This window comes from Streptomyces sp. NRRL S-455 (genome assembly GCF_000717875.1).
In the GTDB taxonomy this organism is placed as follows: domain Bacteria; phylum Actinomycetota; class Actinomycetes; order Streptomycetales; family Streptomycetaceae; genus Streptomyces.
On sequence record NZ_JOCT01000011.1, the window covers coordinates 381,270 to 402,840 of the forward strand.

At 71.1% G+C, this 21,571-nt stretch carries 20 protein-coding genes; 6 read left to right on the forward strand and 14 right to left on the reverse strand.

Annotated features, from left to right (window positions below; all coding sequences use genetic code 11):
* Positions 1-140: 140 nt before the first annotated feature.
* Positions 141-1,862 carry a 2-isopropylmalate synthase gene (leuA, locus tag IE97_RS0116570; RefSeq protein WP_030239669.1) on the reverse strand — a complete coding sequence of 574 codons (1,722 nt, stop codon included), beginning with the start codon at positions 1,860-1,862 and terminating at the stop codon, positions 141-143.
* 322 nt (positions 1,863-2,184) lie between these two features.
* Here leuA and IE97_RS0116580 point away from each other — a divergent pair, with 322 nt between their 5' ends.
* From IE97_RS0116580 to IE97_RS0116595, 4 genes are all read left to right on the forward strand, one after another.
* The gene (locus IE97_RS0116580; protein WP_030239673.1) at positions 2,185-3,246 is read left to right on the forward strand and encodes a M4 family metallopeptidase; all 1,062 of its coding nucleotides are present in this window, start codon (positions 2,185-2,187) and stop codon (positions 3,244-3,246) included.
* Between the two features lie 20 nt (positions 3,247-3,266).
* Positions 3,267-3,533 (forward strand): protealysin inhibitor emfourin, encoded by a 267-nt coding sequence (locus tag IE97_RS0116585; RefSeq protein WP_030239677.1) that lies wholly within the window; start codon positions 3,267-3,269, stop codon positions 3,531-3,533.
* 56 nt (positions 3,534-3,589) lie between these two features.
* Positions 3,590-4,924 (forward strand): GH1 family beta-glucosidase, encoded by a 1,335-nt coding sequence (locus tag IE97_RS0116590; protein WP_030239680.1) that lies wholly within the window; start codon positions 3,590-3,592, stop codon positions 4,922-4,924.
* A 145-nt stretch (positions 4,925-5,069) separates the two neighbouring features.
* The gene (locus IE97_RS0116595) at positions 5,070-5,513 is read left to right on the forward strand and encodes an ATP-binding protein (RefSeq protein WP_030953035.1); all 444 of its coding nucleotides are present in this window, start codon (positions 5,070-5,072) and stop codon (positions 5,511-5,513) included.
* A gap of 11 nt (positions 5,514-5,524) precedes the next feature.
* On the opposite strand, the gene era is transcribed toward IE97_RS0116595, so the two are convergent.
* The 9 genes from era to IE97_RS0116640 all read right to left on the reverse strand — a co-directional run bounded on the left by era (position 5,525) and on the right by IE97_RS0116640 (position 13,549).
* The gene (gene era / locus IE97_RS0116600; protein ID WP_030239692.1) at positions 5,525-6,478 is read right to left on the reverse strand and encodes a GTPase Era; all 954 of its coding nucleotides are present in this window, start codon (positions 6,476-6,478) and stop codon (positions 5,525-5,527) included.
* Positions 6,479-6,609: 131 nt separating this feature from the next.
* The gene (locus IE97_RS0116605; RefSeq protein WP_030239708.1) at positions 6,610-7,086 is read right to left on the reverse strand and encodes a hypothetical protein; all 477 of its coding nucleotides are present in this window, start codon (positions 7,084-7,086) and stop codon (positions 6,610-6,612) included.
* A gap of 172 nt (positions 7,087-7,258) precedes the next feature.
* A complete protein-coding gene (locus IE97_RS0116610; protein ID WP_030239712.1) occupies positions 7,259-7,612 on the reverse strand; it encodes a cytidine deaminase in 354 nt (117 codons plus the stop codon).
* Positions 7,613-7,632: 20 nt separating this feature from the next.
* The gene (locus tag IE97_RS0116615) at positions 7,633-7,992 is read right to left on the reverse strand and encodes an MmcQ/YjbR family DNA-binding protein (protein WP_030239716.1); all 360 of its coding nucleotides are present in this window, start codon (positions 7,990-7,992) and stop codon (positions 7,633-7,635) included.
* Positions 7,989-9,293, reverse strand: a complete 1,305-nt coding sequence (locus IE97_RS0116620) for a hemolysin family protein (RefSeq protein WP_030239724.1) — start codon at positions 9,291-9,293, stop codon at positions 7,989-7,991. The genes IE97_RS0116615 and IE97_RS0116620 overlap by 4 nt, the downstream gene beginning before the upstream one ends.
* An 8-nt stretch (positions 9,294-9,301) precedes the next feature.
* Positions 9,302-9,799, reverse strand: a complete 498-nt coding sequence (ybeY, locus tag IE97_RS0116625) for an rRNA maturation RNase YbeY (RefSeq protein WP_030239729.1) — start codon at positions 9,797-9,799, stop codon at positions 9,302-9,304.
* 14 nt (positions 9,800-9,813) lie between these two features.
* The gene (locus IE97_RS0116630; RefSeq protein WP_078603265.1) at positions 9,814-10,881 is read right to left on the reverse strand and encodes a PhoH family protein; all 1,068 of its coding nucleotides are present in this window, start codon (positions 10,879-10,881) and stop codon (positions 9,814-9,816) included.
* A gap of 149 nt (positions 10,882-11,030) precedes the next feature.
* A complete protein-coding gene (locus IE97_RS0116635) occupies positions 11,031-12,167 on the reverse strand; it encodes a carbohydrate kinase family protein (protein ID WP_030239733.1) in 1,137 nt (378 codons plus the stop codon).
* A gap of 86 nt (positions 12,168-12,253) precedes the next feature.
* A complete protein-coding gene (locus IE97_RS0116640; protein ID WP_030239735.1) occupies positions 12,254-13,549 on the reverse strand; it encodes a glucarate dehydratase family protein in 1,296 nt (431 codons plus the stop codon).
* A gap of 89 nt (positions 13,550-13,638) precedes the next feature.
* On the opposite strand from IE97_RS0116640, the gene IE97_RS0116645 reads away from it, so the two are divergent.
* Positions 13,639-14,421 carry an IclR family transcriptional regulator gene (locus tag IE97_RS0116645; RefSeq protein ID WP_030239740.1) on the forward strand — a complete coding sequence of 261 codons (783 nt, stop codon included), beginning with the start codon at positions 13,639-13,641 and terminating at the stop codon, positions 14,419-14,421.
* Between the two features lie 203 nt (positions 14,422-14,624).
* The gene (locus IE97_RS0116650) at positions 14,625-15,938 is read left to right on the forward strand and encodes an MFS transporter (protein ID WP_030239743.1); all 1,314 of its coding nucleotides are present in this window, start codon (positions 14,625-14,627) and stop codon (positions 15,936-15,938) included.
* A gap of 20 nt (positions 15,939-15,958) precedes the next feature.
* On the opposite strand, the gene IE97_RS0116655 is transcribed toward IE97_RS0116650, so the two are convergent.
* The 4 genes from IE97_RS0116655 to IE97_RS0116670 form a co-directional block, all read right to left on the reverse strand.
* A complete protein-coding gene (locus tag IE97_RS0116655; protein ID WP_030239746.1) occupies positions 15,959-16,951 on the reverse strand; it encodes an adenosine deaminase in 993 nt (330 codons plus the stop codon).
* A 20-nt stretch (positions 16,952-16,971) separates the two neighbouring features.
* Complete coding sequence (locus tag IE97_RS0116660; RefSeq protein WP_030239750.1) at positions 16,972-17,877, reverse strand: ribonuclease Z; 906 nt, start codon at positions 17,875-17,877, stop codon at positions 16,972-16,974.
* 6 nt (positions 17,878-17,883) lie between these two features.
* Positions 17,884-18,237, reverse strand: coding sequence for a histidine triad nucleotide-binding protein (locus IE97_RS0116665; RefSeq protein WP_030239754.1), 354 nt, complete (start codon positions 18,235-18,237; stop codon positions 17,884-17,886).
* Positions 18,238-18,359: 122 nt separating this feature from the next.
* Positions 18,360-21,563: a S41 family peptidase gene (locus IE97_RS0116670; protein WP_030239758.1), complete on the reverse strand. Its 3,204-nt coding sequence runs from the start codon at positions 21,561-21,563 to the stop codon at positions 18,360-18,362.
* Between the last annotated feature and the right edge of the window lie 8 nt (positions 21,564-21,571).

Here is a 21,571-nt window from a genome sequence, read left to right on the forward strand (position 1 = left end):
TGTTAGCCACATCCATGAGGAGGAGTCAGTACCCCGGAGGAGACCTTTCCGTGACCCTCACAGGGATTGGCCGGTATGTGACGGGGCTCCGCCCGCCGGACAACAGCGGACGGAGCCCTCAAAACCGCCTCCAGGGCTGGTCAGCGCGTCGCGCGGTTGACGGCCGAGACGACCGCCTTCAGCGAGGCGCGCGTGGTGTTCGCGTCGATTCCGATCCCCCACAGGACCTTGTCGTCGATCGCGCACTCGATGTAGGAGGCGGCCTGCGCGGAGGCGCCCTCGCTCATCGTGTGCTCCTGGTAGTCCAGCAGGCGTACGTCGATGCCGACGGACTGCAGGGCGTCGAAGAAGGCCGAGATCGGACCGTTGCCGGAGCCGGTCAGGACGGTGTCCTGGCCGTCGACCGTGGCCTCCACCTTCAGCGTGTCCACGCCGTCGGTGTCGGTCGTCGACTGGTTGTTCTTGACCTGGATCCGGCCCCACGGGTTCTCGGGGTTCGGCAGGTACTCGTCCTGGAAGACCGCCCAGATGTCCTTCGGCGTGACCTCGCCGCCCTCGGCGTCCGTCTTGGCCTGGATGATCTTGGAGAACTCGATCTGCATCCGGCGCGGCAGTTCCAGCTTGTGGTCGTTCTTCAGGACGTAGGCGATGCCGCCCTTGCCGGACTGCGAGTTGACCCGGATGACCGCCTCGTAGGAGCGGCCGACGTCCTTGGGGTCGATCGGCAGGTACGGGACGGCCCATTCGATGTCGTCGACCGTGACGCCCTTGGCGGCCGCGTCGGCCTCCATGGCGTCGAAGCCCTTCTTGATGGCGTCCTGGTGGGAGCCGGAGAAGGACGTGTAGACCAGGTCGCCCACGTACGGGTGGCGCGGGTGGACCTCCATCTGGTTGCAGTACTCCCACGTGCGACGGATCTCGTCGATGTCGGAGAAGTCGATCTGCGGGTCGACGCCCTGGGAGAACAGGTTCATGCCCAGGGTGACCAGGTCGACGTTGCCGGTGCGCTCGCCCTGGCCGAACAGGCAGCCCTCGACACGGTCGGCGCCGGCCATCAGGGCCAGCTCGGCGGCGGCGACGGCCGTGCCGCGGTCGTTGTGCGGGTGGACCGACAGGCAGACGTGCTCGCGGCGGGAGAGGTTGCGGCCCATCCACTCGAAGCGGTCCGCGTGGGTCGACGGGGTCGAACGCTCCACGGTGGCGGGCAGGTTGAGGATGATCTCGCGGCCCGGGCCGGGCTGCCAGACGTCCATGACCGCCTCGCAGACCTCCAGCGCGAAGTCCAGCTCGGTGTCGGTGAAGATCTCGGGGCTGTACTGGTAGCCGAACTCCGTCTCGGGGCCCAGCAGCTTCTCCGCGTACTCCATGACCAGGCGGGTGCCGTCGACGGCGATCTGCTTGATGTCGTCCTTGGAGCCGCGGAAGACGACCCGGCGGAAGACCGGGGCCGTGGCGTTGTAGAGGTGGACGGTCGCGCGCTTGGCGCCCTTCAGGGACTCCACGGTCCGCTCGATCAGGTCCTCGCGGGCCTGGGTCAGTACGGAGATGGTGACGTCGTCGGGGATGGCGCCGGGCTCTTCGATGATCGACCGTACGAAGTCGAAGTCCGTCTGGCCGGAGGCCGGGAAGCCGACCTCGATCTCCTTGTAGCCCATCTTGACCAGCAGATCGAACATGGCGCGCTTGCGGGCGGGCGACATGGGGTCGATCAGGGCCTGGTTGCCGTCGCGCAGGTCGGTGGAGAGCCAGCGGGGGGCGGTGGTGACGCGGTTCTGCGGCCAGGTGCGGTCCGGGATGTCGACCTGCTCGTAGCGGCCGTACTTGTGGATCGGCATGGAACTGGGCTGCTGGCGGTTCGCCATGATGCGGGGGCTCCTCAGGGGATGTCCGGAAGGACGGCCGACGACGCAGCACCAAGCTCCGCGGGGAGGGAGTCGGCCTCGACTACAGGCCCTCGCCGCGGCAGCTAAGGAGAAGCAGCCCGAAACGCATGATGCGCAGCATGCTAGCCGAGGCCCTCCGGAGCGCGCCGGTCCGTATCAGTATGCGGGACCGGGCGCACATACCGGGCAAAAAGTGCGCCATACCACTTCACCACGGAGAGTGAGGTTCGTTGTCCCGGTATTTCACCAATCATGGTGGCGACTAGTGACAGTTTCATCACACAGTGCAAGGGTGCCGGACATGACGACTCACGGGGGCTTCGAGCCCGTCTTCTGCACCATCGTCCCGCCCCATGTCCTCGACAAGCTCGCCCAGGCCGAGGACCCCGCGCTCGCCGGTCCCGCCCGCCGCACCCTGCAGCGTGACGCCTACGAGCGCACCCAGCGCCGCCTCACCACCGTCATCGGTGCCACCGCCGTCGCCTCGGTCGCCGACGGCAAGCCGAAGCGCACGATTTACGACGCCCGCAACGGCACCGACCTGCCCGGCCGCAAGGTCCGCGGGGAGGGCGAGGACCCGGGCAAGGACGCCACCGTCAACCGCGCCTACGCGGGCCTCGGCGCCACCTTCGAGCTGCTGCTCAAGGCGTACCAGCGCGACTCGATCGACGGGAGCGGGCTGCCGCTGGACGCGACGGTCCACTACGACCGCGAGTACAACAACGCCTTCTGGAACGGCGAGCAGATGGTCTTCGGCGACGGGGACGGCGAGATCTTCCTCGACTTCACCATTCCGATCGACGTCATCGGCCACGAACTCGTCCACGGCGTCACGCAGTACACGGCCAACCTCACCTACTTCGGGCAGCCCGGCGCGCTGAACGAGTCGGTGTCGGACGTCTTCGGCTCGCTCATCAAGCAGTACACGCTCGGCCAGACCGCCGCCGAGGCCGACTGGCTGATCGGCGCGGGCCTGCTCGCCCCGCGGGTGACGGGCGTGGCGCTGCGCTCCATGAAGGAGCCGGGCACGGCGTACGACGACGACGTCCTCGGCAAGGACCCGCAGCCCGCGACCATGGACGACTTCGTCCGCACCGGCCGCGACAACGGCGGTGTGCACATCAACTCGGGCATCCCGAACCACGCCTTCTACCTCGCGGCCACGGCCCTCGGCGGCTATGCCTGGGAGCGCGCGGGACAGGTCTGGTACGACGTGCTGACCGGCGGCGAGCTCAGGGAGCAGGCGATGTTCGTCGACTTCGCCACGCTGACCGTCAAGGCCGCGCGGGAGCGGTACGGCGACGGGGAGGAGCTGGACGCCGTGTCGAAGGCGTGGGAGCAGGTCGGGGTGCGGACGCTGTAGTTCCGTACTAGACAGGTGCCATGCGTATTCAGGTGAGGCGCACGGGCGGGTTCGCGGGCATCGAGCGGTTCGCCGAGGTGGACACCACGGGCCGCCTCGATGCCTCCGAGTGGCACGCCCTGGCCGAGCGGGCGGTCGCCGCCGGCCGGAGCACTCCGCCGGTCGGGGTCCCGGACGGCTTCAGCTACCAGCTCACGGTGGACGGCAGGACGGTGTACTGCGCGGATCCCCGGCTGACGGAGGAACAGCGGAAGCTGATCTCGCAGGTACTGAAGGAGGGAGCCTAACGGGCCCTGGGCAACGACCTGTTGACTCTGTTACCCCTGGTACGGATGATCCACGCATGGCGACTGACGCAGGCACCCCGATCCCCCGTTTCCCGGCCGGCTTCATCTGGGGTGTGTCCACCTCGGCGCACCAGATCGAGGGCGCGGCGGACGAACGTGAGCCGTCCGTGTGGGACGCCTTCACGGCCGGGCCGGGGCGGGTGAAGGACGGCTCGACGGCTGCGGTGGCCTGCGACCACTACCACCGCCACCGCGAGGACGTGGCACTCCTTGCCGACCTGGGTGTGAACGCGTACCGCTTCTCGGTCTCCTGGCCGAGGGCGCGGTCCGAGAAGGGTCTGGACTTCTACGACCGGCTGGTGGACGACCTGTGCGCGGCGGGCGTCCGCCCGGTGCCGACGCTGTTCCACTGGGACCTGCCGGCGGACCTGGACTGGCTGGAGCGGTCCACGGCGGAGCGCTTCGCCGAGTACGTGTCGCTGGTCGCCGGCCGTCTCGGTGACCGCGTGACGAAGTGGATCACTCTGAACGAGCCCGCCGAGCACACCCTGCTCGGTCACGCCCTGGGTGTCCACGCGCCGGGGAAGCGGCTGCTGTTCGACGCGCTCCCGGCCGCGCACCACCAGTTGCTGGCCCACGGACTGGCCGTCCGGGCCCTGCGCGCGGCGGGCGCCGGCGACATCGGCATCGCCAACTCCCACGGCCCGACCTGGGCGGCGTCGACCGAGGCGGCGGACGTGGAGGCGGCCGAGTTCTACGACCTCCTGCTGAACCGCCTGTTCGCGGACCCGCTGCTGCTGGGCCGGTACCCGGACGGCATCGGCGAGCTGATGCCCGGGGACGTCGAGGCCGACCTGAAGGTGATCGCCGAGCCGCTCGACTGGTACGGGATCAACTACTACGCGCCGACCCGGGTGGGCGCCCCGCAGGGCACGGAGATCGAGTTCGGCGGTGTCAGCATGCCCGCCGAACTCCCCTTCTCTGTACGGGAGATCGAAGGGCACCCGGTCACCGACTTCGGCTGGCCGGTGGTTCCCGAGGGCCTCACCGAACTCCTCACCGGCTTCCGCGACCGCTACGGCGACCGCTACGGCGACCGCCTTCCGCCCGTCGTCATCACCGAGAACGGCTGCTCCTACCCCGGCGTCGACGACCAGGACCGCGTCACCTACCTCGACGGCCACGTCCGGGCCCTGTACCGGGCCGTGGATGCGGGTGTCGATGTGCGCGGCTACTTCGTGTGGTCCCTGCTGGACAACTTCGAGTGGGCGGAGGGCTACGCACGCCGCTTCGGCCTGGTCCACGTCGACTTCGACACCCTGGAGCGGACCCCGAAGGCGTCGTATCGCTGGTACCGGGAGATGCTGCGGGCTCAGGCGCCTACGGCCTGAACCCACCCCGGCCCAGGCTGATGGTTGCGGTATGAACTGCTCTGCGAGCATAGTTACTTGTGCGAACAGGGCTCCGGGAGCCCCCACCCCACTTTCCGGTCGATCCGTTGTCTGCCTCGCCCACCCCCCACGGAAGGCGACCGCCGTGTCCCCCCACACGACCTCCCCCCGTTTCCTGGACGCGGTGCGCCCGGGCCGTACGCACTGGCTGGAACTGCCGCCCCACCGGACCAGCGCCAGAGTCGCCCGTCATGCCACGCAGGCCCGGCTGTCCTCGTGGCGGGTGGCCGACGAGGCGTGTGCGAACGCCGTGCTGCTGGTGTCCGAGCTGGTGACCAACGCCGTCCTGCACACCCTCAGCGAGCGGATCCTGTGCGGTGTCGGCCGGCTGACGGACGCCCACTTCCGGCTGGAGGTGCACGACGGCGACTTCACCGGCCGCGGCATACCCGACTGCCACCCCGGCCCCGACGACGAGCACGGCCGGGGGCTCCTGCTCGTGAGCGAGATAGCCGACAGCTGGGGGGTCACCCGCTCCCCCCTCACGGGCGGCAACGCGGTCTGGGCCAGCCTGGCCACCGCCTCGTAGCGCCCCGGGGCTCAGAATCCCAGGCGGCGCAACTGCTTCGGATCCCGCTGCCAGTCCTTCGCGACCTTCACGTGGAGGTCCAGGAAGACCGGCGTGCCCAGCAGGGCCTCGATCTGCTTGCGGGACTTGATGCCGACGTCCTTCAGGCGTTTGCCCTTGGGGCCGATGATGATGCCCTTCTGGCTGGAGCGCTCGATGAAGAGGTTGGCGTGGATGTCCAGGAGGGGCTTGTCGGCGGGGCGGTCCTCGCGCGGGAGCATCTCCTCGACGACCACCGCGATGGAGTGCGGCAGCTCGTCGCGGACGCCCTCCAGGGCCGCCTCGCGGATCAGCTCGGCCACCATGACCTGCTCGGGCTCGTCCGTCAGGTCGCCCTCGGGGTAGAGCGCGGGCCCCTCCGGCAGGAGCGGGACCAGGAGGTCCGACAGCAGAGCGACCTGCTTGTCGCCGACCGCCGACACCGGGACGATCTCCGCCCACTCGATGCCCAGCTCCTTGCCCAGCTGGTCGATCGCGATCAGCTGCTCGGCGAGCGCTTTGGAGTCCACCAGGTCCGTCTTGGTGACGATCGCCACCTTGGGGGCCTTCTTGATCCCCGCGAGCTCCTTGGCGATGAAACGGTCGCCGGGGCCGATCTTCTCGTTCGCCGGCAGGCAGAAGCCGATCACGTCGACCTCGGCCCAGGTGGTGCGTACGACGTCGTTGAGCCGCTCACCCAGCAGCGTGCGCGGTTTGTGCAGTCCCGGGGTGTCGACCAGGATCAGCTGCGCGTCCGGGCGGTGCACGATCCCGCGCACGGTGTGCCGCGTCGTCTGCGGCCGGTTCGAGGTGATCGCCACCTTCTGCCCGACCAGAGCGTTCGTCAGGGTGGACTTGCCCGCGTTGGGGCGGCCCACGAAGCAGGCGAAGCCGGCACGGTGGACGGTCTCGCCCGACTTTTCGGATGACTGGGTAGGCACGCTCATGCCGCCCATTCTCCCTGATCCACGGGGCCCCTCCGCACAGCACCCCGCACACCCCTGCCGGGGCCGGAGGTCGAGCGCGGGCCGGACACGCTGTGGCTCGCGCCCGGCCCGCCCGGATCAGCCGAACGCGATCAGTCGAAGACGAACGGGCCCGGTGACTGCGGTCCGGTCGCCGTGCAGGTGATGGTGATGCCGAAGACGGTCATCTTCAGTGAGCCGCCGAAGGCCTCCAGGCTGTCGCCGGACGCCACCGTGCCGCTGAGGGGACCGACCTCGACGGGGGCGCCGGCGGCCATCGCCGGGTTCTCCGTGCCGGTGAAGTCCACGGTGCCGCCGCCGGCCTTCACCAGGGTGAGGCTGGACGAGATCGAGTCCTCGCCCAGCGCGATCGGCGCGGTGATCGCCGAGGACTTGACGGTGACGGTGGCGGCGGTGCCGTCCTGCGTGGCCGTGAGCGTGGCTTCGCCACTGCCGAAGGCGCCACAGTCCGCGTTGATCGTCGCCGTCTGGGGGGTGACGGCGAGTGCTGCGGGGGCGAAGGCGAGTCCGGTGACCGCGAGGGCCCCGGCCGCCAGTGCCGCACCTGCTCCGATTCGCTTGCATCTCATGGGATTCCGGCTCCCTTTCCATGGTGGGGGGACCGCTCGGCAGGTGAATGCGGACACGCTGCGCGAGAGCCGAACCTGACGGTCCGTCGGAACTGACGGTTCCATTGATGCGCGTGGGGCAGGGGGCGGCAAGGTCGGAATCCGGCCTTATTACCGGCGGTTACAGCGAAGTTCAGCCAGCCGGAACCGTCGCCCGGACCGTCCCGTCGGGTCCGGCCAGGAACACGGGGGTCTGCGCGCCACCGAGATCCCGAACCGCCGCCCGGTCCTCCTCGGACGCGGTCTCCGCCTCGGTCACGACCGCCGCGGCCTCCAGCGACGTGGCGCCGGACGCCACCGCCATGGCCACCGCCGTCCGAAGGGCGCTGAGCTTCAGGGAGTCCAGGGCCACGGTCGCCGCGACATAGGTACGGCCGGTCTCGTCGCGTACGGCCGCCCCCTCGGGCACGCCGTTGCGGGCCCGCGCGGAACGGGCCAGGGTGACGATCTTGCGGTCCTCGGGGTCGAGCGTGCTGCTGTCGGTCATGATCCGAGCATACGGAAGCGTCAGGGACGGTCGAGGCGCAGGCGGTCCGCTCGGGGCAGACCCGCCACGACGAGGTCGTAGGAGTCCTCGATGAGCTCCCGGACCAGTGGGTCGGGGAGGTCGCCGTCGGCCGTGACAGTGTTCCAGTGCCGCTTGTTCATGTGCCAGCCCGGCACGATGAGCCCCTCGTGCTCACGGCGCAGCCGGATGGCGTCGTCCGGGTCGCACTTGAGGTTGACCTTCAAGGGGCGCGCGTCGAGGTGTGACAGCGCGAAGAGCTTCCCCCGGACCTTGAAGACCGAGATCTCCGGGCTGAACGGGAAGTCCTCCACCGCCGCGTTGAAGGACAGGCAGAACGCGCGCAGTTCCTGCGGGGTCATTCCGGCTTCTCCCCCTCCGGCGGATCCGCGGGGTGCACGGGCTCCGCGAGCACCGTCACGATCTTGTTGCGGCGGCCGGCCGCGGCCTCCGCGGTCAGACGCAGTTCCCGGCCGTCGGGGAGGGCGACGACGGACGACGCCCCGGCGATGGGCACGCGGCCCAGGGCCTTCGCCAGCAGCCCGCCGACCGTCTCGACGTCCTCGTCGTCGAACTCCTCCAGGCCGTACAGCTCGCCCAGGTCGCTGATGTCGAGGCGGGCCGTGACCCGGAAGCGGTCCTTGCCGAGGTCCTCGATCGGCGGAAGTTCGCGGTCGTACTCGTCGGTGATCTCGCCGACGATCTCCTCGAGGATGTCCTCGATGGTGACGATGCCGGCCGTGCCGCCGTACTCGTCGACGGCGACGGCGACGTGGTTGCGTTCCTTCTGCATCTCACGCAGCAGGTCGCCGGCGTTCTTGGTGTCGGGCACGAAGAACGCCGGGCGCATCGCCGTGGACACCTGCTCGGACTCGGCCTCGCGGCTGATGTGCGTCTTGCGGACCAGGTCCTTCAGGTACACGATGCCGACGATGTCGTCCTCGCTCTCGCCGGTCACCGGGATGCGGGAGAAGCCGGAGCGCAGAGCGAGGGTGAGGGCCTGGCGGATGGTCTTGTAGCGCTCGATGACCACCAGGTCGGTGCGCGGCACCATGACCTCCCGGACGAGGGTGTCACCCAGTTCGAAGACCGAGTGCACCATGCGGCGCTCCTCGTCCTCGATGAGCGACTCCTTCTCGGCCAGGTCGACCAGCGCGCGCAGCTCCGCCTCGGAGGCGAACGGGCCACGGCGGAAGCCCTTGCCGGGGGTGAGCGCGTTACCGATGAGGATGAGCAGCGACGGGATCGGGCCCATGATCCGGGCCAGCGGCACCAGGACGTACGCCGAGACCGTCGCCGTGTTCATCGGGTGCTGGCGGCCGATGGTCCTCGGGGAGACCCCGACGGCGACGTACGACACCAGGACCATGACGGCGATGGCGATCAGCAGCGCCTCGGTGGTGCCGTCGAACTCCTGCAGGCAGCCGTAGGTGATCAGCGCTGCGGCGGCCATCTCGCAGGCGACGCGGACCAGCAGCGCCACGTTCAGATAGCGGGTCGGGTCGGCGGCGACCTGGGAGAGCTTGGCGCTGCCCCGGCGGCCGGAGCGCACGGCCTCCTCGGCGCGGAAGCTGGAGACGCGCGCGAGGCCCGCCTCCGCGCAGGCGGCGAGCCAGGCCACGACGACCAGGGCGATCGCGCCCAGGGCGAGTTGCGGACTCATCGGCGGCTCTAGGAGACCGTCGGCGCCGGGGACGGGCCGGTCAGGCCCCGCTCCGCGCGCCAGCCGTCCACGATGGCCGCCTGCAGGCCGAACATCTCGGCCTTCTCGTCCGGTTCCTCGTGGTCGTAGCCGAGCAGGTGCAGCACGCCGTGGACGGTGAGCAGCTGGAGCTCCTCGTCCATGGAGTGCTGCGTCTCCGCTTCCTTTCCCTGCTTCTCGGCGACCTCGGGGCACAGCACGATGTCGCCGAGCAGCCCCTGCGGCGGCTCGTCGTCGTCCTTGGACGGCGGGCGCAGCTCGTCCATCGGGAAGGACATGACATCCGTGGGGCCCGGCAGGTCCATCCACTGGATGTGGAGCTGCTCCATGGCGTCGGCGTCCACGACGATCACCGAGAGCTCGGAGAGCGGGTGGATGCGCATCCGCGCGAGCGCGTAGCGGGCGATGTCGAGGATCGCCTGCTCGTCTACCTCGGTGCCGGACTCGTTGTTGACGTCGATCGACATGGTGCTGTGTGTGTCTACTTCCCCTTGTGCACGGACTTGCCGCGGCTCTTGTGCCCGCCGTTCTGGGTGCCGTGCTCGGTGTCGTACTTCTCGTACGCGTCGACGATACGGCCCACCAGCTTGTGCCGGACCACGTCGTGGGACGAAAGCCGGGAGAAGTGGACGTCCTCGACACCCTCCAGGATCTCCTGCACCTGCCGCAGACCCGACTTCTGCCCGTCGGGCAGGTCGACCTGCGTCACGTCACCCGTGATCACGATCTTCGAGTCGAAGCCGAGTCGGGTGAGGAACATCTTCATCTGCTCGGGGGAGGTGTTCTGGGCCTCGTCGAGGATGATGAAGGCGTCGTTGAGGGTGCGGCCGCGCATGTAGGCGAGCGGCGCCACCTCGATGGTGCCCGCCGCCATCAGCCGCGGGATGGAGTCCGGGTCGAGCATGTCGTGCAGCGCGTCGTAGAGCGGGCGCAGGTACGGGTCGATCTTCTCGTAGAGCGTGCCCGGGAGGAATCCGAGCCGCTCACCGGCCTCGACCGCCGGGCGGGTCAGGATGATGCGGTTGACCTGCTTGGACTGCAGGGCCTGCACCGCCTTGGCCATCGCCAGGTACGTCTTGCCGGTACCGGCGGGGCCGATGCCGAAGACGACCGTGTGCTTGTCGATCGCGTCCACGTAGCGCTTCTGGTTGAGCGTCTTGGGGCGGATCGTGCGGCCTCGCGAGGACAGGATGTTCTGTGTGAGCACCTCGGCCGGGGTCTCCTGGCCGTCGCTCTCCCCGTTCTCGCTCGCCTTCAGCATGGCGATCGAGCGTTCCACTGCGTCCTCCGTCATCGGCTGCCCGGTGCGGAGCACCAGCATCATCTCGTCGAATACGCGCGAAATGAGGGCGACGTCCACTGGGTCGCCGACCGCGCTGATCTCGTTGCCCCGGACGTGGATGTCGGCCGCCGGGAAGGCCTTCTCGATCACGCGTAGGAGGCTGTCGCCGGACCCCAGCACGGTCACCATGGGGTGCTGGGCGGGGACGGTGAACTGCGCTCTCGCCTGCTCCTGCGCGGGAGTGTGAGCTGTCGATGATTGAGTCATGGGCCGGCGCTTAAGGCCTGCGAATCCTCCTCGTCACGGCCGCGTAGCTGAGGGCGGCCTCGCGATTCCCAGGGTACGACGGGGGACTGACAACGCCGTAGAGGTTTTGGGGGCGGGGCGGGAATCCGATGCGAGAGCAGGCGAGGAGGTCACGCCGAGCGCCGGAACCCGATCGTCGGTACGGCCCGCCGCAGCGGCCAGGGCCTCACCAACTCCTCCGGCACGAGCCCGGCGAGGAACCCGTACCTCCGCAACGCCGCCGGGTCCTGCTCCCGGACCGACTGCACCTCCCGCCACCACCCGGCGATCTCCGCCCACCCCGGCGCCGACAACGACCCCCCGAACTCCTGCACCGACAGCGCCGCGGTCAGCCCGGCGAAGGCCAGCCGGTCCGCCAGCGGCCAGTCCGCCAGCGTCCCGGTCACGAACCCGGCGACGAACACGTCCCCCGCCCCGGTGGGGTCGAGCGCCTGCACCTCGATCGCCGGCACCTCCGCCGTCTCCCCCGTACGCCGGTCCACCGCGTACGCCCCGTCCGCCCCGAGGGTGACCACGGCGACCGGCACGTACTCGGTCAGCGCGTGCGCGGCGGCCCGCGGGCAGTCCGCGCCCGTGTACCGCATGGCCTCCTCCGCGTTCGGCAGGAACGCCTCGCAGTGCTTCAGGTCGGGCAGCGCCGCCAGGTCCCATGCGCCGGTGTCGTCCCAGCCGACGTCGCCGAAGACCCGGGTGCCCTTGCTCGCCGCCTGGGCGATCCAGGGCGCGCTCACGCCGGGCGCGAGGGAGGCGACGGCGGCGCGGGCGCGGGGCGGGCACTCGGGGGCCGGTTCCTCCGGGGGCGGCTCGTGGCCGTGCGAGACCATCGTGCGCTCCCCCTCGTACGCCATGGAGACGGTCACCGGGGAGTGCCAGCCGGGCACCGTGCGCGACGGGGAGAGGTCGATGCCCTCGCCGTGTTCCAGGGCGTCCCAGCAGTAGTCGCCGTAGTGGTCGTCGCCGAAGGCCGCCGCGAGGGACGTCCGCAGGCCGAGGCGGGCCAGGGCGGTGGCCATGTTGGCGACGCCGCCGGGGCTCGACCCCATCCCGCGCGCCCAGGACTCGGTCCCGCGCACCGGGGCGGAGTCGAGCCCGGTGAAGATGATGTCGAGGAAGACGGTGCCGGTGAGGTAGACGTCGCAGGACGGGTCGCCCGGCGCGCGCAGCGGGGCGAGGGGATCGACCTGGGTCTGGCGGTGCGATCCCTTTCCGGCCGGGCGCTTTCCTGCCGGGGCGGTGGACGCGGTCACGATGCGCTCCCTGACGGGTGGTACGGTCCTGCCCAGTCTGCACCACACCACCGACAATGTGACGCCGGTCACGCATCACACAGGCGTCACCAGCGGGGCATCGAGGGCGTCACCCACTCGGGGTCGGCGACCCGCATCGCCGCCGCGTCGTCACGGTCCCGCAGCGCACCGTCGTCGTCCAGCCACCGCCGGTGCAGCACGGCGAGACGCTCGCGGTCGAGCTCCACACCGAGCCCGGGCGCGTCGGACACGGCCACCTTGCCGCCCTCGAAGGTGAGCCGCTCGGTGAGCACGTCCTCCGACTGCCAGGGGTAGTGGGAGTCGCAGGCGTGGTGCAGGTCCGGGACGGTGGACGCCACGTGGGTCATCGCGGCGAGCGAGATCCCCAGGTGGGTGTTGGAGTGCATGGACACGCCGACGCCGAAGGTCCGGCAGATGGCGGCCAGCTGCTGGGTGTTGCGCAGGCCGCCCCAGTAGTGGTGGTCGGAGAGGACGACCTGGACGGCGTCCTTGGTGAACGCCTCCTTGATCTCGGCGAACGTCGTCACGCACATGTTGGTCGCCAGCGGCACCCCGGTGCGCTCGGCGACCTCGGCCATGCCGGGCGTACCGAGGGTCGGGTCCTCCAGGTACTCGAGGAGGTCCCCGAGCTCCCGCGCCACCTTCAGCGAGGTCTCCACGGACCAGGCGCCGTTGGGGTCCAGCCGCAGCGGGTGTCCCGGGAAGGCCGCCGCCAGTGCCCGGACAGCGGCGATCTCCTCGTCGGGCGGGAAGACGCCGCCCTTGAGCTTGAAGGACCTGAAGCCGTACCGCTCGGTGAACCGGCGGGCCTGCTCCACCACCCCTGCCGGGTCGACGGCGGCCCCCCAGTCGTCCTTCTCGCAGGCGACACCCTCGGGGTGGCCGGCCCACTTGTAGAACAGGTACGCGCTGTACTCGACGGCGTCCCGCACCTTGCCGCCGAGCAGCGCGTGCACGGGCAGCCCGAGGGACTTGCCGAGGGCGTCGAGGCAGGCGACCTCGAAGCCGGAGACGACGGAGAGCCGCAGCTTCTCGGCGGTCTGTACGCCGCGCAGCCCGCCCACGTCGACGGCGTTGTCGACCCGGGAAGCGTCCACCGCGACCTGGTCCGCGACCGTGAACAGGCCGCCCAGGTCGCTGACCTGCCGTCCCTTCAGCCGCTCAGCGAAGGGCCGGGCCAGCTCCAGGTACTTGGTGTCGCCGTAGGTCTCCCCCACGCCGGTGACACCGTCCGCCGTGACGACCTCGACGATCAGCCGGGGCGTGTACGGCTGGTGCACGCCCTGCGTGTTCAGCAGCGGCGGGTCGGCGACCAGGATCGGCGTCAGCCGCACGTCGGTGATGGTGAGGCGCACGCACATCTCCTCATGTAGACGTCATCTACGTATGAGAATGTAGGTCGGCCAGGTGAACGTCAACCACTTGACCCGACCCGATCTACCATCGGCGCATGTCAGACACAGGGGGCGTCCGCGAGGTGAAGTCCGCGGCCCGCACGGTCGAGCTGCTGGAACTCCTCGCGGCGCGCGGGGACCGCCCCGCACGGCTGCAGGAGCTGGCCGACCAGCTCGGCGTGCCGCGCAGTTCCATGTACGCGCTGCTCCAGACCCTGATCTCGCGCGGCTGGGTGCGCACCGACGTCACCGGCTCCCTGTACGGCATCGGCATCCACGCCCTGCTCACCGGCACGAGCTACCTCGACTCCGACCCACGGGTCCGGGCAGTACGGCCGTACCTCGACGAGGCCTCCGAGGCGCTCGGCGAGACGATCCACATGGGGCGACTGGACGGCAGGGACGTTGCCTATCTGGCGACGCGGGAGTCGCACGAGTACCTGCGCACCATCAGCCGGGTGGGCCGGCGGCTGCCCGCGCACGCCGGGGCCCTGGGCAAGGCCCTGCTGGCGGAGCGCCCGGACGAGGAGCTGCCCGAGGGGCCGTACGAGGCGCTGACCCCGAACTCGCACACCAGCCGGGAATCACTGGCGGCCGATCTGGCCGAAGTCCGGGCCCGGGGCTACTCGGTGGACCGGGAGGAGGGCGTGACCGGCATCGTCGGCTTCGGGTTCGCCCTGCGCTACGACGTCCCGGCCCAGGACGCGATCAGCTGCTCGGTGCCGGTGGCCCGGCTCACGCCGGAGCATCAGGAGCGGATCATCGCCGTGATGCGGGAGGTCCGGGCGAAGGCCGAGGCGACGACTCCCGGAGGCGGCGGAGCGGTGCACTGGCGGTAGGGATCAGGGCCCACAACACCGCAGAAAAGGCGCTCTTCTACCCGGGCTTCACCGCATCAAACTCAAGGTGCTCCACATCACACCCCCCGGGTTCTCGTCCGCGACTGCTTGCTTGATACAAATTGCCCGCGCGTTCCTGTCCGTCGACGGTCGTCGCCCCCTCCCCCTTTCTTCCGCTCCTTTCGCATGCCCTGGGAACGCCCGTGCTCGCCCCCCGCACCACCCCCTGGCCCCTCGTTGCCCTTTTCACGGCCGGGTACCTCGCTCCGTATCTGCTGCCGACCACCGTCGGCCGACTCGATTCGGGCCTTCCGCTCTCCACCACACAGGCCGGTGCCGTCGGCAGTGCGCTGCTGCTGAGTTCGGCGACCGCCGGATTCGTCCTGGCCTCGCGGGTCGAACGGATCGGAGCCCGCGCTCTCGCCCGGCTCGGCCTCGCCCTGGCCCTGCTCGGCTACGGCGCCGCCGCGCTGGCCACGGCCGTGCCCGCCGTCGTCGCGGGCGCGATGGTCGGCGGGTTCGGCTCCGGTACGGCCACCACCGTCGCCGCCACCCTGATAGCGGCCCAGCGGGATCCGCACCGGGCCTCCACCGCCGGTCTGCTCACCGTCTCCGCCCTCGCGGGAGCCGTGTACCTGACGGTGCCGCACCTCGGCCCGGGGCACGGCCTGCCGCTGGCCGCGATCGCCCTCACGGCCCTGGCCGTCTGGCCGCTCACCGGCCACCTCCCCGCCGCGGTCTCCGCCGCACCCACGCGGCACCACAAGGCCCGGCTGCCGCATGCCCGTTCGGGGCTGGTGCTGGCCGCCGCCATGCTGTGCTGGTCGCTCGCCCAGAACTCGCTGTGGGGTGTGAGCGGGCAGATCGGTCTGACGCAGGCCGGCCTCGGCGAGGCCACCGTCGGTGCCGTCTTCGCCGTCGCCCTGGTCGCCGGACTGACCGGCGTCCTCGCGGCGGGCGCGCTCGGGGCGCGGCTGGGACGTGCGGTGCCGATCGGGGCGGGCACGGTCCTCATCGCCGGCTGCATCGTGCTCAGCGCCTCGGCGACCGACCTGACGAGCTTCGCGGCCGGCGAGATCGCCTGGAACACGCTCTACCCCGTGGTGCTGTCGTACCTGATCGGCCTCGCCGCCTCGCTCGACCCGCGCGGCCGCTGGGCGGTACTCGTCGGCTCGGCGTCCTCACTGGGCACGGCCGCCGGGCCGTTGACCGGCAGTGTGCTGTCGGCGCAGGCCGGGTTCCCGGTCATGGGTACCATCCTGGCCGCCGGGCTGCTGGTCATCGCCCTGCCGATGACCGCGGTCGCGCTGCACACCGGCGGGCGGCCGCTGCTGCCCGGCGCGATCCGCCGCCGCGGCGGCCACCCGGCCGCCCTGGTCGCCGCCGCCACCGGCACCCCCACCGGCGCGGTCCCCGAGATCGGCGCCCCGGAACAGCCGGTGGTGGAGATCCCGGTGGACACCCCGGCCGTCCCCGCCCAGCGCGCCTACGGCAAGGCGGGGTCGGAGGTCCTCTGAGGGCCCGCTCCGAGAGAGGCCTACGCGAAGGTGTAGGCCTCCACCTCGGCGAGATACCGCGCCCGCAGCTCCTCGTCGTCCTCCAGGAAGGAGGCGAGGAAGGAGTTGCGGGCCAGCTCGCGCAGCCGCTCCTCGCTCAGGCCGAGGGTGGCGCGCACGGCGTCGAAGTTGTCACCGGCGTATCCGCCGAAGTACGCCGGGTCGTCGGAGTTCACCGTGCACATGAGGCCGGCGTCCAGCATCGCGGGCAGGGGGTGGTCGGCGAGGGTGTCGACGGTGCGCAGCCGGACGTTCGACAGCGGGCACAGGGTCAGCGGCACCCGGTCCCGGACCAGCCGCTCCACCAGCGCCGGGTCCTCCACGCAGCGCAGCCCGTGGTCGACCCGCTCGACCCCGAGCACGTCCAGCGCCTCGGTGATGTACTCCGGCGGGCCCTCCTCACCGGCGTGGGCGACCCGCCGCAGCCCGAGCGCGGCGGCGGCCTCGTACACCTCGCGGAACTTCGCCGGCGGGTGTCCGACCTCGGCCGAGTCCAGGCCGACGCCGGTGATCCGGTCCAGGTACGGCTTGGCCGCGTCCAGGGTCGCCAGGGCCGACTCGGCGGACTCGTCGCGCAGGAAGCACAGGATCAGCCGGGTCGAGACACCGTGGTTCGCCTCACTGTTCCCCAGCGCGCGCCACAGCCCCTCGACGACGGTGCCGAGCTCAAGGCCGCGGCTGGTGTGGGCCTGCGGGTCGAAGAAGATCTCCGCGTGCCGCACACCCTGCGCGGCGGCCCGTGCGAGGTACTCGTTCGCCAGGTCCTCGAAGTCCCGCTCGGTGCGCAGGACGGCCATGAGCTCGTAGTACAGGTTCAGGAAGGACTGGAGGTCCTCGAACCGGTACGCCTCGCGCAGCTCGTCCGTGTCCGCGTACGGCAGGGTGACGCCGTTGCGCGTGGCGAGCTCGAAGGCGAGTTCCGGTTCCAGGGTGCCTTCGATGTGAAGGTGCAGTTCGGCTTTGGGGAGGGACATCAATTCATCGTACGGCCGTTTCACCGACGCTTCGGAACCGGCACTCTCAGTAGATCGTGCGCCACGGTCAGCTCGCCGTCGTACCCGGCCGCACGCGCCTGCCGCTCGAAGTCGTCAGGGTCGGTGTAGCGCTGGCTGAAGTGGGTCAGCACGAGGTGCCGCACACCGCCGTCCCGGGCCACCCGGGCGGCCTGAGTCGCCGTCAGGTGACCGTGCTCGACGGCGAGTTCCTCGTCCTCGTCGAGGAACGTCGACTCGATGACGAGCATGTCGCAGCCCTCGGCGAGCGCGTACACCCCGTCGCACAGCCGGGTGTCCATGACGAACGCGAACCGCTGCCCGCGCCGCACCTCGCTGACGTCCTCGAGCGAGACCCCGCCGAGCGATCCCTCGCGCTGGAGCCGGCCGACGTCCGGGCCCTTGATGCCGTGCGCGGCGAGCCGTTCCGGCAGCATGCGGCGGCCGTCGTGCTCGACGATCCGGTAGCCGTAGGACTCCACCGGGTGGGACAGCTTGCGGGCCTGGAGCGTGTAGCCGCCGGTACGGGCGAGGGTGCCGTCGGCGGCGACGGGCGACTGTGTGATGTCGACGGTCTCGCGGTAGGCGGTGGCGTACCGGAGCCGGTCGAAGAAGCGCTGGCCGGAGCGGGGGTAGTGGGCGGTGATCTCGTGCGGCACCTTGTCGAGGTTGATGCGCTGGATCACACCGGCGAGGCCGAGGGAGTGGTCGCCGTGGAAGTGCGTGACGCAGATCCGGTTCAGGTCGTGTGCGGCGACCCCGGCGCGCAGCATCTGGCGCTGCGTGCCCTCGCCGGGGTCGAACAGGATGCCTTCCCCGTCCCAGCGGAGCAGATAGCCGTTGTGGTTGCGGTGCCGGGTGGGGACCTGGCTGGCGGTGCCGAGGACTACCAGTTCACGTACGGACAAGGCGGATTACCCCGGAGGCCACTGGAGACCGCGGCCGCCGAGTACGTGTCCGTGCACGTGCCAGACCGTCTGGCCTGCGCCGCTGCCGGTGTTGAAGACGAGGCGGTAGCTGTCCAGCTTCTCCTCGTCCGCGACGGCCTGGGCCTCACGGAGCATGTCCGCGGTGAGCGCCGGGTCGGCGGCGGCGAGGGCGGCGGCGTTCTCGTAGTGCGCCTTGGGGATGATCAGGACGTGGGTGGGGGCCTGGGGGTTGATGTCGCGGAACGCGACGGTCGTCTCCGTCTGGCGGACGATGGTCGCCGGGATGGTGCCTGCGACGATCTTGCAGAACAGGCAGTCGTCCTGGGGTTCCCCTGCCATTTTCCCTCCGGGGGTCAGCCGAGATTCGGTCTTGCCGGGCATCGTATCGTCGTCGGGTGCGGGTGTGTTTGGGCTGGTCGCGCCCACGCGGCGGAGCCGCAAATCGACACAGCCCCGCGCCCCTAAGGGGTCGGCAGAGCCGGAGGCGTTTTTGCGGGACTGGCGTCCAAGCTCTCCAACGCGAGTCGGATCGCCTCGTCCAGTTGGGTGTCTCGGCCCGCCGCGTAGTCCTGCGGACGCTGCACCACCTCCACGTCCGGGTCCACGCCGTGGTTCTCCACGCCCCAGCCGTAACCCTCCAGCCAGAAGGCGTACTTCGGCTGGGTGACGAGGGTGCCGTCGACCAGGCGGTAGCGGCTGTCGATGCCGATGACGCCGCCCCAGGTGCGGGTGCCGACCACCGGGCCGATGCCGAGGGCCTTGATCGCGGCGTTGACGATGTCGCCGTCGGAGCCGGAGAACTCGTTGGCGACGGCGACGACCGGGCCGCGGGGCGCGTCGCGCGGGTAGCTCTCGGCGTGCATGCCGCGGGGCAGGTCCCAGCCGACGACGCGCCGGGCCAGTTTCTCCACGACGAGCTGGGAGGTGTGGCCGCCGCGGTTCTCGCGGACGTCGACGACCAGGCCCTCGCGGGCCACCTCGACGCGCAGGTCGCGGTGGATCTGGGCCCAGCCGGGGGCCTGCATGTCCGGGACGTGGAGGTAGCCGAGGCGGCCGCCGGACTTCTCGTGGACGTAGGCGCGGCGGTCGGCGACCCAGGCGTGGTAGCGGAGGGGCTCCTCGTCGGCGACGGGGACGACGACGGCGTGCCGGGGGTCGCCGCCGCCGGACGGGGAGATGGTCAGCTCGACCGGCTTGCCCGCCGTGCCGATCAGCAGCGGGCCGGGGCCGGTCACCGGGTCGACGGGCTGTCCGGCGACGGCGAGGATGGCGTCCCCGGGGCGTACCGCGACGCCGGGCGCGGCCAGCGGGCTGCGCGCGTCCGGGTCGGAGGTCTCGGAGGGCAGGATGCGGTCGACGCGCCAACTGCCGTCCTCGTGCCGGGAGATGTCGGCGCCGAGCAGGCCCTGGCGGGGGCCGCCGCCGAAGCCTCCGCGCGGGGTGACGTAGGCGTGCGAGGTGCCGAGTTCGCCCTGGACCTCCCACAGCAGGTCGACCAGGTCGTCGTGGGTGGCGCACCGGTCCACGACCGGGCGGTAGCGGTCGAGGACGCCGGTCCAGTCGACGCCGCTCATGTCCGGCCGCCAGAAGTGGTCGCGCATGATGCGGCCGTTCTCGTCGAACATCTGCCGCCACTCGGCGGCCGGGTCGATGAACTGGCGTACGCGGCTGAGGTCGACGGTGATGTTGGAGTCGCTGTCGTCGTCGCCCGAGGCGCGCCGGTCGCTGGGCACGACCTTCAGCCGGCCGTCGGTCCACAGCAGTACCCGCTTGCCGTCGCCGCTGACCTCGAAGTGGTCGGCGTCGACGGCGAGATGCTCGACGCGCTGCTGGGCGAGGTCGTAGCGCTCCAGCTCGGACTTGGGCTCGGGGTCGTCCGGGGTGGCCCGGGACGCGCCGAGGACACCGGCGACCGGGTGCCGCAGCCACAGGACACCGTCCTTGGCGGCGCGCAGGTTGGAGTAGCGGGCCGCCTCGACCGGGAACGGCACGATGCGGTCGGCGAGGCCTTCCAGGTCGATGCGGGTGGTGGGGGTGCCCTCGCTGTCCGGGGTCTCCTCCCGATCGGGCGTCTCGAAGGACCGGCCGTGCCGCTGCGGCCCGAACGGGGAGGGGGTGGTCGCCGCGAGCGTGATGAGGTGCGGCCGGGCGCCCTCCACGAAGGCCAGGTCGAAGACGTGCTCGTCGTAGACCGGGTCGAAGGCACGGGTCGACAGGAACGCGAGGTGCTTGCCGTCCGTGGTGAAGGCGGGCGCGTAGTCCTGGAAGCGCAGCGGGGTCGCCTCGGTGACCGACAGGTCGGTGGTGTTGGCGAGCTTCAGCTGGGACAGGGGGCGCGGGCCGGGGTGGGACCAGGCCAGCCAGGACGAGTCGGGCGAGAAGACCAGCCCGGACACATCGCCGTTGTCACTGCGGTCCACCTCCCGCACCTCGCCCGTCTCCCGCTCGACGAACAGCAGGCGGCCGTCGTGGGAGGCCACGGCGGCGCGGCTGCCGTCGGGCGCCATGGCGAGTTCCAGCACCCGGCCGAGCTGCCCGGCGGCGAGCCGGCGGGGCGTCGCGCCCGGGGTGAGGCCGGTGGCGGGCGCGAACTCCAGGGCGTCGTCGCCCTCGGCGTCCGTCACCCACACCACCCACTCCTCGCCGTCGGCGCGGAACGCCCGGGGCAGCCGGGCCCGTACGCCGGGCGTCGAGGCGAGGGCGCGGGCCGGGCCGGAGCGGTGGGTGACCCAGTGGACGGAGCCGCGTACGGAGACGGCACTGCCGCGCGCGGTGTGGTCGGGGGACGCCGACCCGAACCAGCGGGAGGCGTTCACCGGGAACGGCTGGAGATCGACGCGCTGCCCGCCGAGCCGCACGTCCAGCCGGCGCGGCTCGGCCCCGTCCAGGTCGTCCAGCACCCACAGCTCGCCGGCGCTGGAGTAGACGACACGGGTGCCGTCGGTGGCGGCGTGCCGGGCGTAGAAACCGTCGAGTGGGGTGTGCCGCCGCAGGTCCGACCCGTCGGCGAGGGAGGAGTAGAGCGCACCGGTGTCCTCGTGGTCGGACAGGAAGGCGATGCGCTCCCCCACCCACACCGGGTACTCGACGTTGCCGTCCAGTTGCTCGTGGATCCGTACGAACTCCCCGTCGCCCTCCCGGTCGATCCACAGCTTCCCGGCCGTGCCTCCCCGGTACCGCTTCCACCAGGCGGCCTCGCGTCCCATCGGGGCGGACAGCAGCACCGGGTGCGGCCCGTAGGCGATGTCGCCGACCGGCCCGTACGGCAGGGTGGTGGCCGGTCCGCCGTCGAGCGGGACGGCACGCGCCCAGGTGCGGCGCAGGCTCGCCTGCCCCTGGCTGGTGATCGCCAGGACCTCGCCGTCGGGGGTCCAGCCGCGCACCTGGGTCTTCAGGCTGCCCCAGTAGGTCAGCCGCTTGGCCGGGCCGCCGTCGACCGGGGCGATGTGCACCTCGGGGGCGCCGTCGCGGGTGGAGGTCCAGGCGACGGTGGTGCCGTCGGGCGAGATGCGGGGGTGGGTCACCGGCACGTTCTCGGCGCTGACCCGCCAGGCCCGTCCGCCGTCGAGAGGAGCGAGCCACACGTCGTCCTCGGCGGTGAAGGCGACCAGGTCACCGTGCACGTGGGGGAACCGGAGGTAAGCAGGCGATGCGGACTGAGTCACCCGATCAC